Below are 23,194 nucleotides of genomic sequence, written 5' to 3' on the forward strand. Positions count from 1 at the left end.
AGAAAAAGGAAAAGTGACTTTGTTTTCATGGCTGAAAAAGAAGGATAAATGTGCTGTTAATGTAAGCAATCCTGTAACAAGCTCCCGCATTCATTGAACCTTCGGCTTCCGATCTTTTATTCTAAGGTAAGCGGTGCTTTGAAGTTTGCAGCCCAGAATAATGTTGACCTTGACGGTAAGAAAGTAACTCATTGTCGCTTTCTACAATATGAAGTATCTTTAAATAAGTCATTTAAAGAAATATAATTATCAAGCCTTCTTTTAAGACGAAATTTATTTTCAGTAAATATTATGCGTACAATAATACTGGTTGCAGTTGTCATCGTCGTGCTGGTTTTAGGGAAGCTCTTTGTGTTTTCCAAACCGGGAAATGATAAAGGTGCCGAAGGAAAAAAAGGCGGGGATAGCAAAAGCGCCAAGTCTTCGGGCGGTGGCGCTGTGCCTGTGGATGTATATGTTGTTGGAAAAGAAACGATTGAAAATCAAATATTTGCGGCGGGTACCATTTTACCAAACGAAGAAGTAAACCTGATGGCCGAGGCAACTGGCAGGCTCGTCAAGCTGAGCATCCAGGAAGGAGCCAATGTTATCAAAGGTCAATTGATTGGTAAAATCGACGATCGTGAATTGAAAGGTCAGCTGCAAAAAGTGATTTATAACCAGGATCTCAGCCGAAAAATTGAGGCGCGCCAGAAAAAGCTTTTGAATGTGGAAGCGATCAACCTGGAAGAGTACGACCTCACTACCAACAATATACGTGTGCTGGACGCCGAGAAGGAAATCCTCGAAGCGCAGCTGGCCAAAACTGAAATTCGTGCGCCTTTTAATGGTAAGATCGGTTTGAAATACATCAGTGAAGGCGCATATATGGCACCGGGTACGCCCGTCGTGACCATCGTGCAGAGCAATCCTGTCAAAATCGATTTTACAGTTCCTGAAAAATACACGCCGAATATCCGCGTCGGTAATGTGGTGAAATTCAACCTCGACGGCGATCCCTCCACCTTCAATGCCAAAATTCTGGCGATTGATCCTAAGGTGGATGAAAATCTGAGAACATTGCGGGTGAGGGCGATCGCGCAAAATCCGCAGTCGAGGTTTGTGCCGGGTATGTTCGTGAAAATCCTGGCGGATCTCGATGCCAACAAATCGGCCATGATGATCCCTACGGAGGCCATTGTGCCGGTTTTGAAGGGTAAAAAGGTATTTATTGTAAAAAATGGCAAGGCGCAGGAAGCGATGGTGACGACTGGTCTGCGTACCGATAAAAAGATACAGATTATAGAAGGGTTGCAGCCGGGCGACTCGCTGATCACTTCGGGGATCATCGCGATCAAACCGAATACAACTGTGAAAGTGAACTGAGAAAAAGCATTTTAATCCCCAGTTATGAGTATTTCAACCCTTTCCATCAAGCGGCCGGTCCTAGCGATTGTGATGAACCTGCTGATCATATTGTTTGGTTTTCTAGGCTATAAATTCCTGGGGATGAGGGAATTTCCTTCTATCGACCCACCAGTAGTTTCGATCCGGACCAGCTATACCGGCGCCAATGCCGACATTATCGAATCGCAAATCACCGAGCCACTCGAAAAGCAGCTGAATAGTATCGAGGGGATTAAATCCATCAACTCTACGAGCAGTCAGGGTACCAGCCAGATCACCGTCGAATTTGACATTGGGGTGGATATGGAGCGCGCCGCAAATGATGTGCGCGACAAAGTAGGCTCGGCTTCCAGAACATTGCCGCTCGATATCGACGGCCCGCCGGTGGTAGCCAAAGCCGACGCCAACTCGGAGCCGATCATCGTACTGACATTCAAAAGCGACACCCGCTCCCATTTGGAAGTGAGTGATTATGCCGAGAATGTGATCGCGCAGCGGCTGCAAACCATTGAGGGTGTGAGCGAAATCCGGATTTTCGGGCAGAAAAAATATGCGATGCGGATCTGGATGGATCCGATTAAGATGGCATCGCTAGGTATCACGACGCAGGATGTGAAGGTCGCGCTGGACAAGGAAAATGTGGAGCTGCCGAGTGGAAAACTGGCCGGAGATAACACAGAGCTGACGGTAAAAACGATCGGGCGCTTTCGTACGGAGAGTGATTTTAATGAGATGATCATTAAAAACTCCGCGACCCAAACCATCCACCTGAAAGATATTGGTTATGCCACATTAGGGCCTGAAAATGAAGAAACTATTCTTCGTTTGGACAATGTGCCGATGATTGGTCTGGCGATATCCCCGATGCCCGGAGCCAACTATCTGAACATTGCGGAGGAAGTAAACAAGCGGATGGCCGCGATCAAAAAAGAGTTGCCAAAAGATTATACGCTGGATACATTGATCGATAACACCATTTTCGTAGAGCGATCAATCGAGGAAGTTGGCGAAACATTGCTGATCGCAATCATTTTGGTGGTGATCATTATCTACCTCTTTTTCCGCGACTGGCTCATCGCCTTCCGCCCGCTGATCGACATTCCGGTGTCGCTGATAGGGACGTTTTTCGTCATGTATATCATGGGTTTTTCCATCAATGTGCTCACGCTACTGGCGATTGTACTCGCGACGGGGCTGGTGGTGGATGACGGGATTGTGGTGACCGAGAACATTTTCAAGAAGATCGAGCAGGGTATGAGCCCGATCGAGGCCGCGATAAAAGGGGCAAATGAGATTATTTTCGCGGTTTTGTCTACTTCCATCACATTGGCTTCGGTGTTTTTGCCGGTGATTTTTATGGAAGGTTTTGTCGGAAAACTGTTCCGGGAATTTGGTATCGTGATCTCCGCCGCGGTTTTGATCTCGGCATTTGTTTCCCTGACATTGACGCCGATGTTGAATGCATACCTGGTTCGTAAAACGCATAAAAAGAGCTGGTTTTATGAAAAAACAGAGCCTTTCTTTGAACGTATCACGGAAAATTATGGCAAGGCTTTGGGGCAATTTCTGAAAATGCGTTGGGTCGCAATTCCGCTGGTCGCGCTGACGATGGGCATGATCTGGTTTTTTGGAAAAGGATTACAATCCGAACTCGCGCCACTGGACGACCGTAACTGGTTCCGTATCAACATGACGGCACCCGAAGGTTCCTCTTTTGAATTCACCGACCGCTATGTGCAGAACGTTGGAAATATGCTGATGGATTCGATGCCAGGCAGAAAGGGCCTTATGCTGATCACTTCTCCGGGAAATTCGGGCCTGGGAGCCGCTAATACAGGTAGTGGAAGGATCGCGCTCGTCGACAAGAAATTCCGTACGCAATCTCAGCAGGAAATCGCGGATTATATCAATCAAAAACTGAAACAAATGCCTGATGCTAAGTCATTTGTGGTGCAGCAACAGACGATTTCCGTTGATTCCCGCGGTGGCCTGCCGATCCAGTATGTAATCCAGGCGCCCGATTTTGAAAAGCTGCGTGAATACCTGCCGAAGTTCATGGAAGAAGTTTCCAATGATCCCACTTTCGCGATCAATGATGTGAACCTGAAATTCAGCAAGCCGGAAATCCAGATCGCGATTGACCGGGAAAAAGCGAAGTCCCTCGGAGTTTCCGTGCAGGACGTAGCACAAACGATGCAACTCGCATTTGCGGGTCAGCGTTTTGGGTACTTCACGATGAATGGCCGGCAATACCAGGTTATAGGCCAGTATGACCGTGTAAACCGCGACGAGCCGCTGGATTTGAAAAGTATGTTTGTGAAAACAAGTACGGGAAGTCTGGTGCAGCTCGACAACATTGTCCGCGCCGACGAAGAAAGCAGCCCGCCGCAGCTTTTTCACTACAACCGCTACACGAGTGCGACGGTGCAGGCAGCGCTGGCGCCCGGTAAGACGATCGGCGACGGTATCGCAGCCATGGATAAAATCCGCGACAAGCTGCACGATGAGAGCATTCAAACCGCATTGAGCGGCTCATCAAGGGATTATGCCGAGAGCTCTTCAAATACCATGTTCTCGTTTTTCCTGGCGCTGATTCTGATTTACTTTATCCTCGCCGGACAGTTCGAAAGTTTCGTCGATCCTTTCATCATCATGTTCACCGTGCCTCTGGCTATCGGAGGTGCTGTATTCTCGCTCTGGCTTTTTGATCAGACGCTGAACATTTTTAGTCAGATCGGTATGATCATGCTGATCGGTTTGGTAACCAAAAACGGAATCTTGATCGTAGAATTTGCCAACCAGCTGCGTGAGCAGGGCAGAAGTATTCAGGAGGCAGCATTGGAAGCCGCCACGCTGCGTTTCCGGCCCATTTTAATGACTAGTTTGGCAACAATTTTAGGTGCGCTTCCCATCGCGATGGCGCTGGGCTCAGCTGGGAAAAGCCGGATGTCGATGGGTATTGTCATTATGGGCGGCCTGCTTTTCTCGCTGGTACTAACATTATATGTAATCCCAGCGATCTACACATTCTTCTCCCGACCCAAAAACTTCGAGAAAATGAAAATGATCGACCGCGTCGCCCGTGAAAGCGAGTGGGAGGAGCAGCAGGCGCATAGTTAGCTTTGAATTAAACATACCTAACGATTTTGTTAACTTTACTTTAAACAAGTCATAGCCGTATGCCATCAACATTGAAAATGCCTCTGACGAACTTGCAGCAGGAGCTGTTGCAACTTTACGCGCGTCAGGTGAGTGAGGACGATTTGACCAACATTAAAGAATTAATAGGAAGCTACTTCGCAAAGCGGCTTTCCCAGAGTGCAGATCTGGCTTGGGAGCGAAATGCCTGGACTGAGCAGGATATGGACGATATCCTCAATGATCCGGCGCAATGAATGTTGTTCTGGATACCAATGTTTTGCTGGTTGCACTTCCCAGCCGATCGGTTTATCATCCTATTTTCACGGCACTTCTCGATAAAACTTTCGAGCTTTTCGTCACGAACGAAATCATTTCGGAATATGAAGAACAATTGAGTTACAGGTTGGGCATTTCCCGCACAGATTTGCATTTACAGGAATTGCTGCATCTTTCCAATGTTCACAAAATCGAATCTTACTATCTCTGGCAACTTATTGAGGCAGATAAAGACGACAATAAGTTTGTCGATTGCGCCGTAGCTTGTAACGCCGATTATCTTGTTTCTAATGACGGACATTACAATATCCTCGCCAGCATTGATTTTCCCAAAGTCAATGTGATAAAAGCCGGCGCCTTCCTGGAAATTTTAATTAGACGTTAAACCGTCCCCATATTCCTCAACATCCTGATGTGCGACCCAAGCGCATTTGAAAAACCAGCTTTGGCATTGTAATGCAGGCCGAATTCCAGTGCGGTAGCTCTGACGATTGGAGACAGGGCGTTGTAGTGAATGTGGGAAATTGAAGGGAATAAATGGTGTTCGATCTGATAATCGAGGCCGCCGATGTACCAGGATAAGAAGCGGTTTTTGCCGGCGAAATTGGAGGTAGTTTGCAACTGGTGAACTGCCCAGGCATTTTCAATGCTGCCAGATTGTGTCGGCATGGGCTGGTCGACACCTTCTACTACGTGGGCCATTTGGAATACTGTGCTCAAAATCATTCCTGCCGCGCCGTGCATCGTCAGAAATCCGATCAACCACTGACCAAAAGTAAGTGAAGTGAAATAAAGTGGTATCACGCAGATAAACAGCACGTAAGCCAATTTGGTCAGGATCAATCGGATCAACTCCTTTTTCGGAAATGGCTTGGTCATACCCGATTTTGACATTTCATTGAAAAGCGAAATTTCCTTGAAATCCTTCCACAAAAACGACAGCGTCATCAGGCTGTAAAGAAAAAAGGCGTAAATGTGCTGGAAACGGTGAATGTATTTTTGCTTTTCCTGATAAGAAAGACGGAGCAGAAATTTACCAGTAATATCCTCGTCCACTTCGTGAATGTTGGTATAAGTATGATGCAGCCGGTTGTGCTGCACTTCCCAGTTATAGGCATTTCCGCCCAAGAGATAGATGGATGCGCCGAAAAATTTATTCAGGATATTGGAGTTTGCCAGCGACCCGTGGATCGCATCGTGCATGACGGACATTCCGACACCAGCCACGCCGAAACCCATAATAATCGTCATTCCCCACATTATTAGATTGGAAAATTGACCTGTAAGGATCAATCCGTAGGGGATCAGGTAAAGGGCCAGCATGAAAAATGCTTTGTAAATGATTTTGGAACCTCCTGATTTGCAAAGATCATTGGCAACAAAATATTGGTCAACCCGCTGCCGGAGCGTTGGAAAAAACGTACTTTTTTCCAGGTTTGTAAACTTAATTTTTTGATACTGCATGGGGAGCGGATGCCTTGAATTCTTTGAGGGCTTTACATGTGAATAGTTCCCAAGAAACGGATTATTTTCATTATTATTAGTAATCGGTTCGATTAATTTCGTTGACAAATGATTCTTTGGCCTATATCAGAAACACGAAATTTTATCTATCGTGGATACATTTAACCAAATAAAAAAAGGCCGACAGAACTGTCGGCCTTCCTACTCAATTTAATGTATCTTTTTCAAACTCAATATATTCTCAAAGTGAAAACTCACTTTTGATAGCGTCTACGAAATCCAGTTTTTCCCAGGTAAACAATTCTACTTCCACCTCTTTCTCCTCGCCATTTGCACCTTTGAATGATTTCTTCACCGTCTCATTTTTGCGACCCATGTGACCATACGCAGCAGTTTCTGAGTAGATCGGGTTACGCAATTTCAGACGCTGCTCGATCGCGTAAGGACGTAGATCGAAGATCTGGCCGATTTTCTCAGCTATCGCTCCGTCGTTGTCAGCAACTTTCGAGGTGCCGTAAGTATTGATGTACAAGCCGCAAGGCTCTGCGACACCGATCGCGTAAGAAACCTGAACAAGTACTTCATCGCAAAGTCCGGAAGCCACCATATTTTTCGCAATGTGGCGGGTTGCGTAAGCTGCCGAGCGGTCTACTTTGGAAGGATCTTTTCCGGAGAATGCGCCACCACCGTGAGCACCTTTTCCACCGTAAGTATCTACGATGATTTTACGGCCAGTCAATCCGGTATCGCCGTGCGGCCCGCCAATTACGAACTTGCCAGTAGGGTTGATATGGAATGTGATATCACCGGTGAATAATTGTTGCAGCTCGGGAGTCAGTTTCGCTTTTACGCGGGGGATTACAATGTTGATAACGTCCTCTTTAATTTTCGCCAGCATGCTAGCCTCTGCATCAAAATCGTCGTGCTGTGTAGAAACTACGATGGTATCAATGCGCAAAGGAACATTTTCGTCGCTATACTCGATGGTTACCTGTGATTTGGCGTCCGGGCGCAGGTAAGGAATCAGGTCAGATTCGTTATTGCGGATATAGGACATTTCCTGAAGAATCTTATGAGCCAGGTCTAGCGCCAGCGGCATGTAGTTTTCGGTTTCGCGGGTTGCGTAGCCAAACATCATTCCCTGGTCACCAGCACCTTGTGCATTTGCTTTTTCCTCGAAGCTTTCCGATGCCACTGCACGGTCAACACCCTGGTTGATATCTGCGCTCTGATCATGGATAGCCGACAAAATACCGCAGGAATTGGCTTCGAACATATATTCGCTTTTGGTATAGCCAATCCGCTTGATCACCTCGCGGGTAATTTTCTGTACGTCAAGATATGTGTTCGTCTTAACCTCTCCCGCCAAAACCACCTGACCGGTCGTTACCAGCGTTTCGCATGCTACTTTACTGTTGGTATCCCAAGCTAAAAAATTGTCGATCAGCGCATCTGATATTTGATCTGCTACCTTGTCCGGATGTCCTTCAGATACGGATTCCGAGGTGAATAAGTATGGCATAAAATTTAAAATGTTAGAAGTTAATTCCTGCTGGAACTCTGCTTTAAGTGTATGATTTAAAAAACAAAATTGAATTTTTTTAAGTCATTAACCAAATAAAAAACACTCGAAAAGTTGGTCAATATAACAAACGGGCGTATCTGTGATTCAACGGTCAAAATAAAAACCCTGCCTAACCAGGTTAAGCAGGGTTTTTATTTTGAATTCCAAAATATTTAAATCGGAACATTCACGTGACGCTCAGCGTGGTAGCTCGAACGTACCAGCGGACCCGACTCCACATATTTCAAACCTCTCCGAAGTCCTTCTTCCCGGTAGTTATCAAACATTTCAGGAGTGATCCACTCGATCACTTCGTGATGCATTTTGGTAGGCTGCAGATACTGTCCCAATGTCAGAATATCCAGTCCGTTTTCGGCCAGATCGTCCATGGCTTTGTGCACCTCATCCTGCGTCTCGCCAAGTCCAAGCATAATGCCGGATTTGGTACGCTGACCAAATTCCTTCGTCCGCTTGATCTGTTCCAAACTCCTCGCATACTTGGCCTGAGGACGTACCGCACGGTATAAACGTTCCACGGTTTCCATGTTGTGGGAAACCACTTCCTGACCGGCTTCGATCATGTGGATCAGCGCTTCCCAGTTGTTTTTTACGTCCGGGATCAATGTTTCAATGGTCGTTTCAGGCGTGTTTTCTTTCACCTGGCGTACAGTCTGGTACCAAATTTCAGCGCCCCGGTCTTTCAATTCATCCCGGTTTACCGAAGTGATCACGGCATGTTTTACCTGCATCAATTTGATGGCCTCCGCTACACGGCGTGGCTCGTCGGCATCGTATTCGTTGGGGCGGCCCGTAGCTACTGCACAAAAGCTGCAGCTTCTGGTACACACATTCCCAAGGATCATAAAGGTAGCGGTACCTGCACCCCAGCATTCGCCCATATTTGGACAATTCCCACTTTCACAGATCGTATGCAGCTTATAATTATCGACCAGCTGTCGCACTTTACGAAACTCTGGTCCTGCGGGAAGTTTCACTCTCAACCAATCGGGCCGCTTTCTGCGCTCCGATGGAATAACTGGCAATTCAATCATATTCGTTTGTAATCTCTGACTGTGGCAGTAAAATGCTGAAAGTCAATTAGTAATAGGATTATCTTTTCTTGCTTCCGAAATATAAGGTAAGATATCCGGAAGTATAGAAGGCCCTGTTATCGGCAAATGCCATGATCTGGATCTGGCGGGTAAATGCTTCAGCAATAAAGCCAATTTCAACACCGGTAACATTCTCTCTGAATGCGCTCAGCTCAAAACTCATGGCGGTTTTAATGTGCAGACCCGGTACAATTTTAGTTTGCCCAAAACCAGAAAAGAAACTTCCGGCACCCACAATTCCAGTTGTTTGTGAACTTCCGGCATGTTTTACAGGATCAAAAGGCTCGGTAACTACCCGCCCGTCGGACGTTTGAAACTGTACCATATAAGGTTTTTCCAAACCTAATGTCGGACCCGCAGCGACAATCGCGCTGATAGAAATTCCTTCGTCTTCATGCCGGTTAAACAATGTCAGCTCGCGGCCGTACTCCGGTCTTAATGCAAATAAATAATTCTGTTTGCCATAAACCAGACGTGCCCCCGTCACAAAATCCTGCGTGGAAAGCTCTTTCGGATGCTTCACATTCACCAGCTCGACAGCCAGGTAACGATATTGGTTTTTGCCAAACAGCTTGGAATTCAATGCAGAAGACTGGCGGAAAACCGCGCCGCCCAAAATACCGGAGTTCGTATTGGTGGAAATACCTACTGAGGTGAAAGATTTATAGCTCTCCTCACTGTCCTCGTTCTTTGCCGCTTTGCGTTGAGCGTATATATCTGTTGATAGCGTAAACAGGATAGATACTGATAGTAAAAGTTTTATACGCATCATTATTGTAAAATAAACTCAGTGATCAGGTATGTGTTATTGTAACGAGTGAAAGTACAAAATAATCGTGTAGGTTTTGTATATCAACTTCACTTTAACGGTTTTTTGTACATTTATGTTTCTTTAATAAAAAAAGTAGCAAAAAAGCCTGCCAAAGATCCCGTTTCCGGGTGATTTTGAAAAACTATTTTTTCTCATAACATCCTTTTAATCAGATTCCTTTGATTGAATTCGTATATCAAATTGCTATAAGTCTTTTCGCTTCACTGATCAAGTTCGTTGCACCGTTTAATGCCAAAATAAAACAGACTGTCGACGGTAGAAAAGGGCTGATCGAGGAATTGGAACGCTCGTTCCCGGCACTGGCCGCGGGGAGGCCAGTAGCCTGGTTTCATGCCGCTTCCCTGGGTGAATTTGAGCAGGGCCGGCCGGTGATTGAGGCCTATAAAAACCAGTATCCGGAACATTTTATTCTTGTCACTTTTTTCTCTCCCTCGGGTTACGAAGTCCGGAAAAACTATAATGGCGCGGATTACATTTGCTACCTGCCTTTTGATACCGCATCCAATGCCCGCAGGTTTGTGGCCGCAGTTCAGCCCAGCACTGCCTTTTTTATTAAATACGAATTCTGGAACAACTACCTCCGCGAGCTAAAAAAGAACGGCAGCCACATTCTCTCATTTTCCTCGATTTTTCGCGAGGAGCAGATTTTCTTCAAATCTTATGGCGGATTTTTCAGGGATATGCTGCGCTACTTCGACCATATTTTTGTTCAAAATGAAAAATCCGTCGCGCTGCTGAAAGGTGTCGGCATTAAAGCGACCGTAGCCGGAGATACCCGTTTCGACCGCGTGAAAAGTATTGCCGCCAATGCCCGCGATTTGCCGGTGATCGCTGGTTTTCGCAGAGAAAAGTTGTGTTTGATCGCCGGGTCGGTGTGGGAAGAAGATATGCAGGTTTTGTTTCCGGTTTTGAATGGTTTTCAAGGAAAATTCAAGGCGATTATCGCGCCGCATGAAATTAAAAAAGAGCAGATACGTGGCTGGCGGGAGAAGCTGAAAGGGATTGTGATCCTGTTTTCCGAGATCGGCGAAAGGAACATTGAAAACGCTGATTACCTGATCATTGACAATGTGGGCATGTTATCGTCTTTATATAAGTATGGAGATATGGCCTACATTGGCGGCTCTTTTGGTGTCGGGCTGCATAACATTCTCGAAGCGGCCACATTTGGGTTACCGGTTCTTTTTGGGAATAAAAGCTATCACCGTTTTCAGGAAGCTATTGATCTGATCAGTTTGGGAGGAGCTTTTCCGGTGGCGGATGCGGCTGCTACTTCGGCGATCATTGAAAAATGGCTTCAAAATGCTGTTGCGAGGACTGACGCTGGGAATGTGAGTAGGGAGTATGTCGAAACCGGGACCGGCGCGACGGAGATGATTATGCGTAAGGTGCAGGAATTGGCAGACTGACCGGCCAGAGGCCCATGAATCTTAATCGCGAAGCAGAACTTCGCGCTAACTAACCGGACAGCCAGCCTGCCAAATTCATTTCAGGGAAATTCCTTTTGTATCAAATGCTCGAATAAATGGGCTTGCGTGCCCAGCAAACGTGCTTTTGCACCCAGCTTCGAAATGTGGATCGAAAGCGGGTTTTTGAAATCAGAGAGACAGTATTTGTTGATCGCCTGCTCAATCGGGTTGGAAATAAAAGGCCCGGCTTCGGCCAGCAAACCGCCGACAATGATCACTTCGGGATTGAACAAATGCACCGCCGTAGCCAGTCCTTTACCCAGCTCCGTACCGACTTTACTTAAAAGATCGATTGAAAATTCATCTCCTGCATGCACGGCTTCGATGATGTGCGAAGTTTCGAGCAGGTTCAGATCGTTGTTTACAATTTGAGTCAAAATCGTGGCTCGGCCGCTGTGAATACCTTCTTTGGCTTGGCGGATCAAAGCGATGGCGGAGGTAATGGTATCCAGGCAACCCACTTTTCCGCAGTGACAAAGCATGCCGTCGGGCTTCACCTGAATGTGCCCCAGCTCGCCCGCAAAACCGGATGCGCCATTAAAAACCTCACCATTAATGATAATCCCTAAACCGACACCCCAGTCAATGTTGATTGTCAATACCTGGCTTTTTTCAACCGCAAAACCGAAACGGTGCTCGCCGATGGTCGTGGCTTTGGTATCATTAAAAAGGCATACCGGCAGCTGGAAATGATTTTTGAGATAAGTTACCAGCGGTACCCCGGGAGGCGTGAGGTTCAGATAAGTGAGGTTAATTCCCTTGGAAGTATTGATCAGTCCCGGCATGGAAACGCCGATTCCCCAAAGCTTGCCAAGACTAATGTTATTGGATTTCAGAAAATCGTCTGTCGCTGCGAAAAGAATTTCAAGAAAATTTGCCGAATCGTCCAGCCGGATATCCACTTTTCGCTTCACTACCAGCTGGTTATGCAAGTCAAATATGACCAGCTGCGTATCGTGACGGTTGATGTCCATGATCAATGTCAGATACTTCTTCGCATTCAAACCGTAGAGTACAGGCGGCCTTCCAGCGCGCGCCGGGCCGGTCCCAGTTTCAGTGATCCAGCCTTCACGGATCAGGTCGTTCACAATACCGGTGGCAGAGGGAATGCTGGCGTGAAAGAGCCGCGCCATGCGATTAATGGAAGTGTCCCCGGACTGATATAAATGGAGCAAAAGGTTACTTCGGATGCGATTTTTACGAATATCAATGACCGAATTCGGTTCTTCAGCGACTAAATCCATTATGGGGAGTGAGGTAATTTTTGTGGCGTAATTTTGATTTTTTTTATTATCTGAGGTTACTAATGTATGAAGAAAGTATTAAAATGGCGTAACATATTAAAATATATTATTATACGTCAAATCTTTCATTAATACTAAATCTTCATGTAAAACCACACGCTCAAAAAAACTACTTTAAAATATTGACAGCATTTTAGCTCAAAGTCATTAATTATTGACCATATCTGCGAAACTCCTTTAAATTTCACTACTTGCAACAAAATAAGAAAGAATGAGCTTGATTAAAGGGTTGGTACTCAGGTCTACCGGATCGTGGTACGAGGTTAGGGACAGTCGCGACGGGCATATCTGGCAGTGCCGGTTGAAGGGGAAATTTAAGGCTTTGGGATTGAAAGTGACCAATCCGATTGCAGTCGGCGACTACGTAAATTTTGAGGTTGAAAATGAAACTGAAAACTTCGGAATTATCCACGAAATACTCCCGCGCGAAAATTATGTGATCCGCCAGTCGGTGCACAAAACTGCCCACGCACATTTGATCGCCGCGAATGTAGACCAGGCGATCCTGATCGCAACATTGGTTTTTCCACGAACTTCTTTGGGATTTATCGACCGGTTTCTGGTCGCAATCGAATCCTTCCGCATTCCCGGCGTGCTGGTTTTTAATAAGCAGGATTTGCTGAATGATGATATGAAGGAATTTCAGTCGGAGCTGATGGACATGTACAGCAGCCTGGGTTACCAATGTCTGGCGGTGACAGCAGTGGCAGAGGAAGGTGTCGGGGATGTCGCCGAGTTGCTCAACGGAAAGGTTTCCTTGTTATCCGGACATTCGGGGGTTGGCAAATCAACATTGGTAAATGCCATCGCGCCGGACCTGGACATAAAAACGCAGGAAGTTTCCTCATTTGCAAACAAAGGTGTACATACCACTACATTCGCCGAAATGTTCGAGCTCGCGCCGGGGACGTTTATCATTGACTCGCCGGGTATCAAAGAACTGGGTCTGGCAGATATGAAACCCGAAGAAATCAGCCACTACTTCCCCGAAATGCGCGATTTGCTAAATCAATGCCGGTTTAATAACTGCCAGCACATTAACGAGCCGGGCTGCGCCGTAAAGTCGGCCGTCGAAGAAGGAGAAATTGCTTTAAGCCGCTATGAGAGTTATCTGAGCATGGTAGGAGGTCAGGATAACCGCAAATAACCAGGATTTATGCTGAATGTCGAACATATCGGTATCGCCGTAAAGGAGCTGGAAAAATCTGAAAAGTTGTTTTCCGCACTTTTCAACGTCGCCCCCTACAAACGCGAAACCGTACAATCGGAGAAAGTTTCCACTTCTTTTTTTCAAATCAACCAAACCAAAATCGAGCTCCTCGAAGCCACCTCTCCCGATAGTGTGATCGCTGGCTTCATCGAAAAAAAGGGCGAAGGTTTTCACCACATCGCCTTTGAAGTTGAAGATATCGAATCCGAAATGCTGCGCCTGCAAAATGAAGGGTTTACACTTCTAAATAATGTTCCCAAAATAGGGGCGGATAACAAGCTGGTTTGCTTCCTGCACCCGAAGTCTACAAATGGGATTTTGATTGAGCTTTGTCAGGAAATCAGGTAAGTTACTTGCCGTTTACTAAGAAAGTAACAAACTTGGTCGTTAAGATCTTTTAGGACAGCCTGCCGCTTGTTAGTTTTGTTTTAAACTAAAACTAATTTTATCGTGAGAAAGGTCTTTGCTTTTGTGATTACGTTAACATTGTTCAGTTATTCTTGTAAAGAAGTTGAAAACGATGTTGTTGATGCGTCGAACGGCCTTGGAAAGTCGGCGTACCTTGGTCAAAAATCCGCAGCGCAAGTTTCACGAGATTTACCACCTGAAGATCCCGGTAGTCAAGGCGGCGGCGGCGGAGACTTTACTTTTGTTATGCCACAGTCGCCAACTGTATCTAACGCAAGCCCACTTATTCCAGTAGGTCAGCCAAGCTCTTCATATACGCCAACTGGTACATTATATGGCCCTGATATTGTTGCATTTGGGCCAGCCGCCGCTAACACAGTATTCCCATTTCCCGTAGCACCTACGGCTGCACGTTTATGGATGGGAGTAATATTTAAATCAGCTCCATACCAATTTGTAGTGAGGGGTTATCCATTGGCAATTTCGAATGGATCAATTGCATGGAATTCGTCGCCTGTATCTGTGCAGGTCGTTGGAGGCGCTCCGAATGGTAATAGTTATAATTTTACGCCATGCCAATCTAATTGTGGAACTTATAACGTAACACAAGGTCAAATGGAAGTTTCTCAATTGAGTATTGATGCCCAAGGCAAATTAACATTGAAAGCGAAGGTTACTCCGTTTCCTGGTGGGGCAGTGATCCAAGTCGATAAAGTGGGCTATTTACGGTGGCATTGAATGCGATAACTCGTTGTTAATAAATGCATTACAAACGTTTTAAAACGGAAGCCCAACCGCAATATTCAAAATCAAATTCTCCTTCCGCCAGGCTTTGCTGCCAAAATTGACTTCGTTGAACACCCACGGACTTTTGTTTTTTGTTGGATCGTCCGGGTTGTCAGGATCGGCTAAACCTTTGTACCAGGGCTTTCTGAATGGTGTTGCAAGGTCAAGCCGGAAAATCAGGAAAGAGAAATCCAGTCGGAGGCCGATACCACCTCCAACTGCCAGTTGACGAAGAAAGCCTCGGCTGATTAAACCCCGGGAATCGTAGCCTGCACGCAAACTATCTCCAAACGCCCAAATGTTTCCTGCATCCATGAATGCGGCGATATTGATCAGTTTGGTTAGTTGAAAGCGCAGCTCGCTATTGAATTCCATTCTGATATCAGCAAATTGCTGGTAGCCTAGCAGATTGATTCTCGCCGTATCTGGTGGGTAGGCGCCCGGTCCCAGTGCCCGTGCTCTGAATGCCCGGATTCCTGTACTTCCGCCGCCGAAATACTGCTTGAACAAAGGTGTCTGCATGGTTTTCGAATTGCCATAAGGTCTTATGGCACCGAGTAACAAGCGGTTTGCCCATTTGATACCTGGCGTGATTGTGCGGTAATATCTCGCATCGCCATCCAGTTTTACATACTGGAAAACAGGCACGTGAAGAAATTCCTTCGGCAAAGTATCATTTGGAGCAGCGGGCCGTTTGGCAAGAAGACTTAGCAAGTTTCCGCCATAATCAATCCCTGCAGAAAATGCGAACTGGTTGCGACTGAACGGTCGGGGAATAGGGCGATAAGAAATCGTATAATTAGACCCCGCTATGAAATATTTCTGATCTACTGTCTTGTAAATCCTGTCAAGGTCGAGCGGATTTACATTTGGATCGTCAGCAATGTCAGATAAAAGTTCCAAGTTGACATTGCGCGGTTCAACGAAGTTGATAGAAATCGGCGTTAATGTATGTTCAACCTCCTGGTTTTTACGCCAGTTGTATGACCAGTCTCCACGTATTGACCTCAACGTATAAAAATTCCGTTGGATCCTGTTTTCATAAGTTAAGGTTAAGATAGTTTTCGGTAGCGCCTGACTTTTTTCCGGGCGTATCCTTGTAAACGGAACAATAAATCTTGGAAAAGAAAGGCTAGCTTTCAAACCGTAACGAATGTATTCATTTCCGGTACGGCGTGCCTCCGATGTTCCGCCACCCAGCTGCACGTCGAAACCGACATAAGGATTGATTGTTAACAATTCGGCGCCTTTAAAAGAATTCCTGTTCCGCCAGGTAACGTCCAGCTGCGAGCCACCCAGGTTATTCGATTTCGTACTTGCCGTCAATTGCGTCTGCAAAGATTTCTTTTTCAAAGGAGATAAATCATAATAAACATCCAACAATGCTGAGTCAGAGCGCGGTACGATTTCAAAACGATTTCTGACAAACTTAAAATTTTGCAAGTTGACCAGCCTTTGCAGCGACACATCGTGCATCGTGTTGGTATACATATTACCTCTTCTAAACCCGATCGCATCGTAGAAAATACGTCTTTTATAAAGCTTGCCAGGATCCGTGATACTCAATCCGCGACGAACCGGACCCCGGTTGGTAGCTGAGTCGGTTTCAGCCTTGGAAGCATCTGTGCCTGTATTGACATATATCTGATTGATAAAATATTGTTTCAAATAATTCTGCGCAGTTTCTGGTTTTACTTCTAAAAAGAGATTCACCTGCTGCGGGCCAAGCGTCGAATCTACCTTACCAATCGTAGTATCTACTTTAATGATCAGATAGTCAGGGTTAAAATAATAATATCCCTTTCCTTTCAACTCGTTGTCAATCCGGTTTCTTTCTGATGAAATAACATCAAGCCTTATCGGGTCGCCTTTTTTCAGGTAAGTATCCTTTTTGGCAAAAACCAGGTCTTTATTAAAGGTAGAGCTATCAGGAACAACGTAGCTGATTTCATTAATTACATACCGCGGCATGACATACGCATCGAACACCATGGTAGCCGTCCTGCGCGACTTTTTAGCCGATTCAACCACATCCCCTTTTACCGACGAGCGATAATACCCCTCATTATCCAGGAAAGATTCCATGTTTTTGGCATTGATATCCGCCACACGCTGCGTTGCAAATCTGGGCGCTTCTCCTAGTTTATTCCGGAACCAGGCTTTCAAACCTTTCTCCTTTTTTGGCTCACCGATCCAATAATAGAACCACACTTTCCAGGGGAAACCGAGAAGTGTTTTGTTTGGTGGGGGTTTTACGATTCCTTCCAACTGGCTCGCCAAGCCGGAAACACTTGGCTTGGAAACACTGTCCGCCTGCACATTAACTTTGGCGCCCACGTACAAACTTTGCCCCTCGGGAATGTATTTATTGACGGAGCAACCCGACAATATGAAACAAAATACCAGTATCGCTAATAAACTATTCTTCATTTCGCTGCCTTTGAAAAATTTCACGGAACAAATCGTAATCCGCTGTAATAATGAAGCTTACCCCGGTTTCAATGATAAAACCTTCCAAAATCGATTGATATTGGTTTTTCCGGTATCCCCTGAAAAGGTATCTGCCGTCTCTGGTGATCGAGTAATCGAGCGCAATGTTGTCAAATACCTCCGTTGAGCTGGCGGAATTGCTCTGACTTTCCAACTCAAAGTTTTTACCCACAGACACTTTCAGACGGTTATTCAAAAATGCTTTGCTCAGTCCCACATTCAAATCTGTACGCGCGCCGGTAGTCTGATCAGCCGTGGAATTCAAACCAATGTTTAAATCCACACCCTTGATTAAGTCTGATGCAAGGTTGTTCAACTGATCACTCAGTAACTGGCTTACGCTTTGACGTGCTACTGCTTCGGCACTTGAACCTAAATTAAAGCCCGGAGAAGATTGATCAGTGATAAATTTATTGGTGATCAAAAGGGCAAATGCCTGCTTGTTCATTTCTGATGGGTTATTCTGCATATCATTCCAGAATATCTGGTTCGATATGTCGCTGCGAATCTGCTCATCGATCTCATTTTGCGGGAGAACAATGTTGAAAGTAATGTTCGGTGTAGTTAAATTTCCTGTAATCACAATCTGTACTTCCACCGGAATCTTACTGGCACCCTGAAACTTAGCCGAGATAGAACCCGGATCAACCATCACCGGATAAGCTGCTGTGATGTTCAGGTCAGCCTTCATCGGGTCGCCGGTCCAGAGCAAGGTGCTGCCTTTTTGTATTTCAAACTGGCGTTTCAGGATCTGCAACGTCAGGTCGTAAGAACCTTCCGTCAAATCATAGGTACCCAGCAGGAAAAGCTGGCCGTTTGGCGAGATACCGGTATTCAGCTGCGCATTTCCTTTCAGACGAATGTTATCGCCATTCAATTCGTCGATCACGACTTTAAACTCCGACTTGTCGTCCACCGAAATGTCCAGGTCTATCTGCGAAGCAAAATCTACAATGATATCCTGTTTCTTTTCGAGTGAATCCTCCTGCGCAATATTGGTAGAGTCGCTCATATCCACAAACTCGATGATGCCTTTCGAAGCGTCGCCGGTTTCGGTAGCATCATTCGGCAGTACCACGGTAATGTTACTTTCCGGATCAACTTTAATGCTTCCGCCCACGACCGATTTGCTTCCCTGTCCTTTCACGCTCAGATTTGCATCAATGTTGGCTTTTCCGAAAAAGAGCTCGTTTTGTTTTTGGGTTGAATTCAAAACATTAAAATTCTTTCCTGCGATCGTCAGGTTATAACCTACATTCGGAATGTTGGCGATGCTCACATTTCCGTCAATCTTCATCTGCTGGTTCAGCGAATCCGTAATGATGAAGTTGTTGAAGTTGATATTTTGGTTATTGAACTGTATTTTTTGATTGGCAAGAGAATACCTGGATCCGAGCTGCGTCGGTGTAAAAATGAAGTTGTTAAAATTCAGCGCGCCATTCAATTTTGGACTGTCGGTGGCGCCGGTGATGGCCACATTTCCGGTCAGGTTACCTTCGGCTCTTTTCAACTGTCCCATACTGAAAGCCTCCACGGTCTGCGCGCTCAGGTTTTTCAGGTCAAGCTGAAAATCCATCGGGCTATCCGATTTCAGGTTATAGCTGCCATTCAGCGTCATATTGTTCTGTCCGTTCACCAGCGACATCGCTACACGGATCAGGTTTTCAGTTTCGTTGGTTGATTTGATAGATAGGTTGCCGACCGGAATTTTGGTCACCGCAAGGCTATCAATGGTCAGTTCACCTGTGTAAACCGGCGCGACCATATAATTACTTAGCATCACTTTGCCATTCAAAATCCCGGTTGCCATCGTCGAGTCGCGGGTGGCGATTTCAATCAGCGGACCGATCGAAATGTTGGTCATCGCAATATCCAGCGGGCTGTTTGGAGCCTGGGTAGTACTGTTGATTTTTAGTGACTGACCTTTGTTACTGATCACAAAATCCTTCACATACAAGCTATCCGTCGCGTATTGAATGTAACCCGCAGTATCTGTCGCCCAGTTATCATAATTCAACATTAAATCGTCGCGCAGGTTGAGGCGGTACTGGTTGTTGGCAATCGCCAAATCCCCTTTCACAATGTGCCGCTCGGTCTGCACCGAATCCTTCACCACGAAATCAAACTTTACATCATTATCCTGGATTTTGCTGTCCAGGGAAGCATTTTGTATCCGGAAGCTGCCGGTATTAACCAGCCCCACATTCGCATTCAAAATCGCATTTTCTTCCAGCGTAGCAAAGTTGACCGACACGCGCTCGGTGCGGATACTGTCATAATCCACCATCGGAATACTCAGTTTCGCCACGATCGACGAATCCTTCTGATTGTCCATCTGCGCGTGGAACTGGATATCATTCATTTCCTTCAACCCCGGCGCAAACATCTGGAACATCGGGTGGTTGGTCACCGTCGCGTCGAGCGTGAAGTTTACCGGCTTGGTAACTTCCTTATATGTCAGGTTCGGCGCTTTAAAATGTTTTCCTACCTCCGTCAGCATGGCGTCAGCCAGCTCGGTATAAGTATAGTTACCTTCCATTTTTGCTTTCAAAAACGGCGCATAAATGTTCGCCTGCCGCTCGCCGCTCGAATCCGTCAGCGCCATGCCGATACTATCTATTGCGATCGGCTTGCGGTGGTGGGTCATCACAAAATTATTGATATCAACCGTTCCAAGCGGATTTTCCGGGTTGGTAGAAGGCATATCCACCTTAATGTTACCTTTAATCTGCATCGAATCTGCATAGAGTTTCAATGCTGTCAGATCCAGGTTATCAATGTTTACATCTGCTTTTACGGAAGGATATTCTTTGGAAAGATCAGCCTGCGCGGTCAGTTTTACATCAATGTTCGGATCATTCATATCCGCCGAAATGTTGGCAAATCCGTGATCGACGTCGCCTTTCAAATTCAGGTTTTTGTAAACATAACCTTTGATATCCGCACTTTCGACGCTGCCATCCAGCCGCGCTTTCATGGTTTTCGGTGCATATCCTACACCTTCCAAATCGGTATGCAATGTCAGCTTGCCCATTTCTTCTGGCGGCTGTTTCGTCAGTTTTCCTAAATCAAACTCATTGAAAGCCAGCGTACCATTATACTGCGCGCGAATGCTGTCGGTAATGTTTTTCAGATTTCCCGAGAATGTGCCCGTACCAAAAGAAGTATTGATGGTCGTCGTCAGCGTCACGTTTTCCATCGAACCTTTCACCTTGCCGGTGATCTTGATGTTTTCAGGAAGCTCAATCGAAGCCGGTACCGCGCTGTCGGGCAGCATTTTCATCAGGTCCGCTTTGGTCGACGATATTTCGTTGATATTTAAGTCCAGCGACATCTTCTCCGCATCCGGCAATCCTTTTACGCGTCCATCTGCGTTCAAAACTGTCCCGCCAAGCATCGAAAACTGCGCTTTCGAAATCAGCATATCATCCACCGAGCCGGAAATATCGCCGGAGCCTTTCACGACGCCGTTCGGTTCTGAATCAAATGGTGGAGTTTTAGCCAGATCAGGCGCAAGCAGCAGAATGTCTGAAAATGCGATGCGGCTATCGGTGAGCCGTACCTTCAATTTTACTTTCGCGATATCCTTGGTCAGCTGATCAAGGCTGGCGTATTTCAGGATCAGCTGGTCGCGCAATGTGGTGTTTGGCGTACGTACCAGCAGGTTTTTCAGGAATGTTTCTTTCTCGCCATAGGCAAAATCCGTGTGGAGTTCCTGCAACTTAAATCCGCTTTTCTCATTGAATGAACCGGATTTTAGCGCGCCTGAAATCACTTCGGGCGAAAAGAGGAAGTTTTGCAGATCAATGTTAAGTTTATCAATATCCAAGTGCGCAAAGTCCATGCCTTTCGGCTGGGCAGGCGTATTGAAGTCTTCGTATCGAATTTTGTTATCCACCAGCCTGATCTCGCCCACTTTTACACGCCAGCCGGTCGTATCCGCCACGGCCACAATGGTATCCTTTACAGCTTCTGCCTTTGGTTTTTTAGCGAATTCCGCATACACCGACATTTTTTCCAGCAAAACATTTTTCACATCCACTTGCTGGCTGTTCATGTAAATGCTGTTCACGTGACCCGCAAACTTGCCGACCGTCACGCCATTTTTCAGCCCGGAAGTTTCATCATTAAACTCCCATTTGAATTGCTGAATGTCGATATCGCCTACTTTCAAATCCAAAGAATCGGCCGGATCAGGTCGAGGGCTGGCGGCCGCGGTTTTCAAAGCCGGATACATTCTCAGCTTCACCTGGCTATTGAGCAGCGCAACATTGGAAGGATGATATTGGGAAAGTGAAGGATTGAATTTGTCGAATTTAACGGTCGCCGTATCAATGTTGGCGTTTGCGTCCATGCCTGTGACGGCGTCGCGGTATGAAAGCCGGACCTGTTTCAGCGCGATCTGGTCGAGGCGCATTTCCATCGGCTTGGAACTGGTATCGGTTTCCACTGCAGCGGTATCGGAGCCTGCAAAAGCATCGATGATAAACTGGAAATTGAAGGTGGTATCCGGAAGCACTCGATTAATGTTGGCATTGACGCCTTCGAGCTCGATTTTGTTGATACCAATATTGCCTTTGATCAGGCTGTACATATCAAGATCCACATAAAGCCTTTTTCCTGCTACCAACGTATCGCCGTGGGTATCTTCAAAATAAACACCTTCCAGCAACACCCAGTCCGGAATGTCGAACCGGACTTTCTCAATATTGACTTTGGTTTTGAGTTTTTTGCGTAAAAAGGAATTGGCCTGTGTTGTCAGAAAATTCTGCCCGAACTCTGTTTGTAATCCCCAAATTAAAACCCCGACCAGGATCAGTACGGTCAGGATAATTATCGCCAATACTTTTAGTGCTTTCCTCATGCGTTGCTTTTAGTCCTGCGCTGGTTTTGCAGGGGATTTTTCGCCTGACAGATAAAAAATCTGGACGGTCAAACTTTTGAAAATTCAACCATCCAGTGAACTGTTCAGAGAAGGCTTACCGTGTTATCTCTTGAATAACTCCGTATTCACCGACTGATTAATACTCACTTCCGATTTAATGTTGACAGGTTTTTTATCCTGTGTATTGATCTCCACCAGTTTCGATGGATAAGAAATCCCGTAGGCAGATTTTACATAATCCGACATATCCGTTGTCGTCTCAACACCCGCCTGTGTTTCTTTCTGACGCACCATCAAGCCGGTTTTTGCATCGAAATAAAGGTTATACTTGATCCCTTTTCCCTGCAACTCTACCTGGTTGACCTGCGCACCATTTAAAGATTCCGTGCCAACCGTCGTGGCGATCAAACTGCGGTCCTTATATTTCAAAAATGGGGCCAGGATATCATACATTTCGAAGCGCATATTCTGCTGCTCGGCCTGGCTGAGGTCTTTTACATCCATTTTTTGTCCGATAGGCACTTTGATCCAGCCCTCATTACCTTTTACGGTATACACAAAGCTGCGTCGCATAATGGTTTTGGACTTATAGATCGACTGGTCGGGTAGCGAAACAGTCACGGTGGCATCATAAGGTGTTGCCGAAGCCGCTGAATATGATCTTTTTAATGTATAGGATTTCACGCCGTCCCAAAGCGCTTTGCCCCCGGTTGCTTTATAGAAATTGTTGAAAATAGAGTCTGCTGGCATTTTTTGACCAAAAGAAGCGGTTGACACAAGCAGCAGCGCAACCCAGATCATTGATGATTTTTTCATATTCTTTGAATGTTATTTGATTTAAACTTCATTACAGATTTCCGAAGAAAT

16 protein-coding genes are annotated in these 23,194 nt (G+C 45.9%); 8 read left to right on the forward strand and 8 right to left on the reverse strand.

Annotated features, from left to right (window positions below):
- Positions 1-291 precede the first annotated feature (291 nt).
- From FEN17_RS19365 to FEN17_RS19380, 4 genes are all read left to right on the forward strand, one after another.
- Positions 292-1,365: an efflux RND transporter periplasmic adaptor subunit gene (locus tag FEN17_RS19365; RefSeq protein WP_138367050.1), complete on the forward strand. Its 1,074-nt coding sequence runs from the start codon at positions 292-294 to the stop codon at positions 1,363-1,365.
- Positions 1,366-1,389: 24 nt separating this feature from the next.
- Positions 1,390-4,506, forward strand: a complete 3,117-nt coding sequence (locus FEN17_RS19370) for an efflux RND transporter permease subunit (protein WP_138367051.1) — start codon at positions 1,390-1,392, stop codon at positions 4,504-4,506.
- Positions 4,507-4,583: 77 nt separating this feature from the next.
- Positions 4,584-4,781, forward strand: a complete 198-nt coding sequence (locus FEN17_RS19375) for a DUF8507 family protein (RefSeq protein WP_229208900.1) — start codon at positions 4,584-4,586, stop codon at positions 4,779-4,781.
- The gene (locus FEN17_RS19380) at positions 4,778-5,188 is read left to right on the forward strand and encodes a putative toxin-antitoxin system toxin component, PIN family (RefSeq protein ID WP_138367053.1); all 411 of its coding nucleotides are present in this window, start codon (positions 4,778-4,780) and stop codon (positions 5,186-5,188) included. The genes FEN17_RS19375 and FEN17_RS19380 overlap by 4 nt, the downstream gene beginning before the upstream one ends.
- Here the strand turns inward: FEN17_RS19380 and FEN17_RS19385 are convergent.
- The 4 genes from FEN17_RS19385 to FEN17_RS19400 all read right to left on the reverse strand — a co-directional run bounded on the left by FEN17_RS19385 (position 5,185) and on the right by FEN17_RS19400 (position 9,715).
- Positions 5,185-6,267 carry a fatty acid desaturase family protein gene (locus FEN17_RS19385; protein ID WP_138367054.1) on the reverse strand — a complete coding sequence of 361 codons (1,083 nt, stop codon included), beginning with the start codon at positions 6,265-6,267 and terminating at the stop codon, positions 5,185-5,187. The two genes, FEN17_RS19380 and FEN17_RS19385, sit on opposite strands and share 4 nt — an antisense overlap.
- Before the next feature lie 241 nt (positions 6,268-6,508).
- Positions 6,509-7,789: a methionine adenosyltransferase gene (gene metK, locus FEN17_RS19390; protein ID WP_138367055.1), complete on the reverse strand. Its 1,281-nt coding sequence runs from the start codon at positions 7,787-7,789 to the stop codon at positions 6,509-6,511.
- A 215-nt stretch (positions 7,790-8,004) separates the two neighbouring features.
- A complete protein-coding gene (gene lipA, locus FEN17_RS19395) occupies positions 8,005-8,883 on the reverse strand; it encodes a lipoyl synthase (RefSeq protein ID WP_138367056.1) in 879 nt (292 codons plus the stop codon).
- Positions 8,884-8,941: 58 nt separating this feature from the next.
- Positions 8,942-9,715 carry a hypothetical protein gene (locus FEN17_RS19400; RefSeq protein WP_138367057.1) on the reverse strand — a complete coding sequence of 258 codons (774 nt, stop codon included), beginning with the start codon at positions 9,713-9,715 and terminating at the stop codon, positions 8,942-8,944.
- A gap of 218 nt (positions 9,716-9,933) precedes the next feature.
- Between FEN17_RS19400 and FEN17_RS19405 the strand changes: the two genes are divergently transcribed.
- Positions 9,934-11,184: a 3-deoxy-D-manno-octulosonic acid transferase gene (locus tag FEN17_RS19405; RefSeq protein ID WP_138367058.1), complete on the forward strand. Its 1,251-nt coding sequence runs from the start codon at positions 9,934-9,936 to the stop codon at positions 11,182-11,184.
- Positions 11,185-11,264: 80 nt separating this feature from the next.
- Here FEN17_RS19405 and FEN17_RS19410 read toward each other — a convergent pair whose 3' ends face one another.
- Positions 11,265-12,488: an ROK family transcriptional regulator gene (locus FEN17_RS19410; protein WP_138367059.1), complete on the reverse strand. Its 1,224-nt coding sequence runs from the start codon at positions 12,486-12,488 to the stop codon at positions 11,265-11,267.
- A 271-nt stretch (positions 12,489-12,759) separates the two neighbouring features.
- On the opposite strand from FEN17_RS19410, the gene rsgA reads away from it, so the two are divergent.
- From rsgA to FEN17_RS19425, 3 genes are all read left to right on the forward strand, one after another.
- A complete protein-coding gene (rsgA, locus tag FEN17_RS19415) occupies positions 12,760-13,695 on the forward strand; it encodes a ribosome small subunit-dependent GTPase A (RefSeq protein WP_138367060.1) in 936 nt (311 codons plus the stop codon).
- 9 nt (positions 13,696-13,704) lie between these two features.
- A complete protein-coding gene (gene mce, locus FEN17_RS19420; protein ID WP_138367061.1) occupies positions 13,705-14,106 on the forward strand; it encodes a methylmalonyl-CoA epimerase in 402 nt (133 codons plus the stop codon).
- A gap of 102 nt (positions 14,107-14,208) precedes the next feature.
- On the forward strand, positions 14,209-14,904 hold the full coding sequence (locus FEN17_RS19425; protein ID WP_138367062.1) for a hypothetical protein: 696 nt from the start codon (positions 14,209-14,211) through the stop codon (positions 14,902-14,904).
- Positions 14,905-14,943: 39 nt separating this feature from the next.
- Here FEN17_RS19425 and tamL read toward each other — a convergent pair whose 3' ends face one another.
- The 3 genes from tamL to FEN17_RS19440 form a co-directional block, all read right to left on the reverse strand.
- On the reverse strand, positions 14,944-17,382 hold the full coding sequence (gene tamL, locus FEN17_RS19430) for a translocation and assembly module lipoprotein TamL (protein WP_138367063.1): 2,439 nt from the start codon (positions 17,380-17,382) through the stop codon (positions 14,944-14,946).
- The gene (locus FEN17_RS19435) at positions 17,372-22,306 is read right to left on the reverse strand and encodes a translocation/assembly module TamB domain-containing protein (RefSeq protein ID WP_138367064.1); all 4,935 of its coding nucleotides are present in this window, start codon (positions 22,304-22,306) and stop codon (positions 17,372-17,374) included. The genes tamL and FEN17_RS19435 overlap by 11 nt, the downstream gene beginning before the upstream one ends.
- Positions 22,307-22,429: 123 nt before the next feature.
- Complete coding sequence (locus FEN17_RS19440; protein WP_138367065.1) at positions 22,430-23,143, reverse strand: hypothetical protein; 714 nt, start codon at positions 23,141-23,143, stop codon at positions 22,430-22,432.
- Between the last annotated feature and the right edge of the window lie 51 nt (positions 23,144-23,194).

Source organism: Dyadobacter luticola (assembly GCF_005860805.1).
Taxonomy (GTDB): Bacteria; Bacteroidota; Bacteroidia; order Cytophagales; family Spirosomataceae; genus Dyadobacter; species Dyadobacter luticola.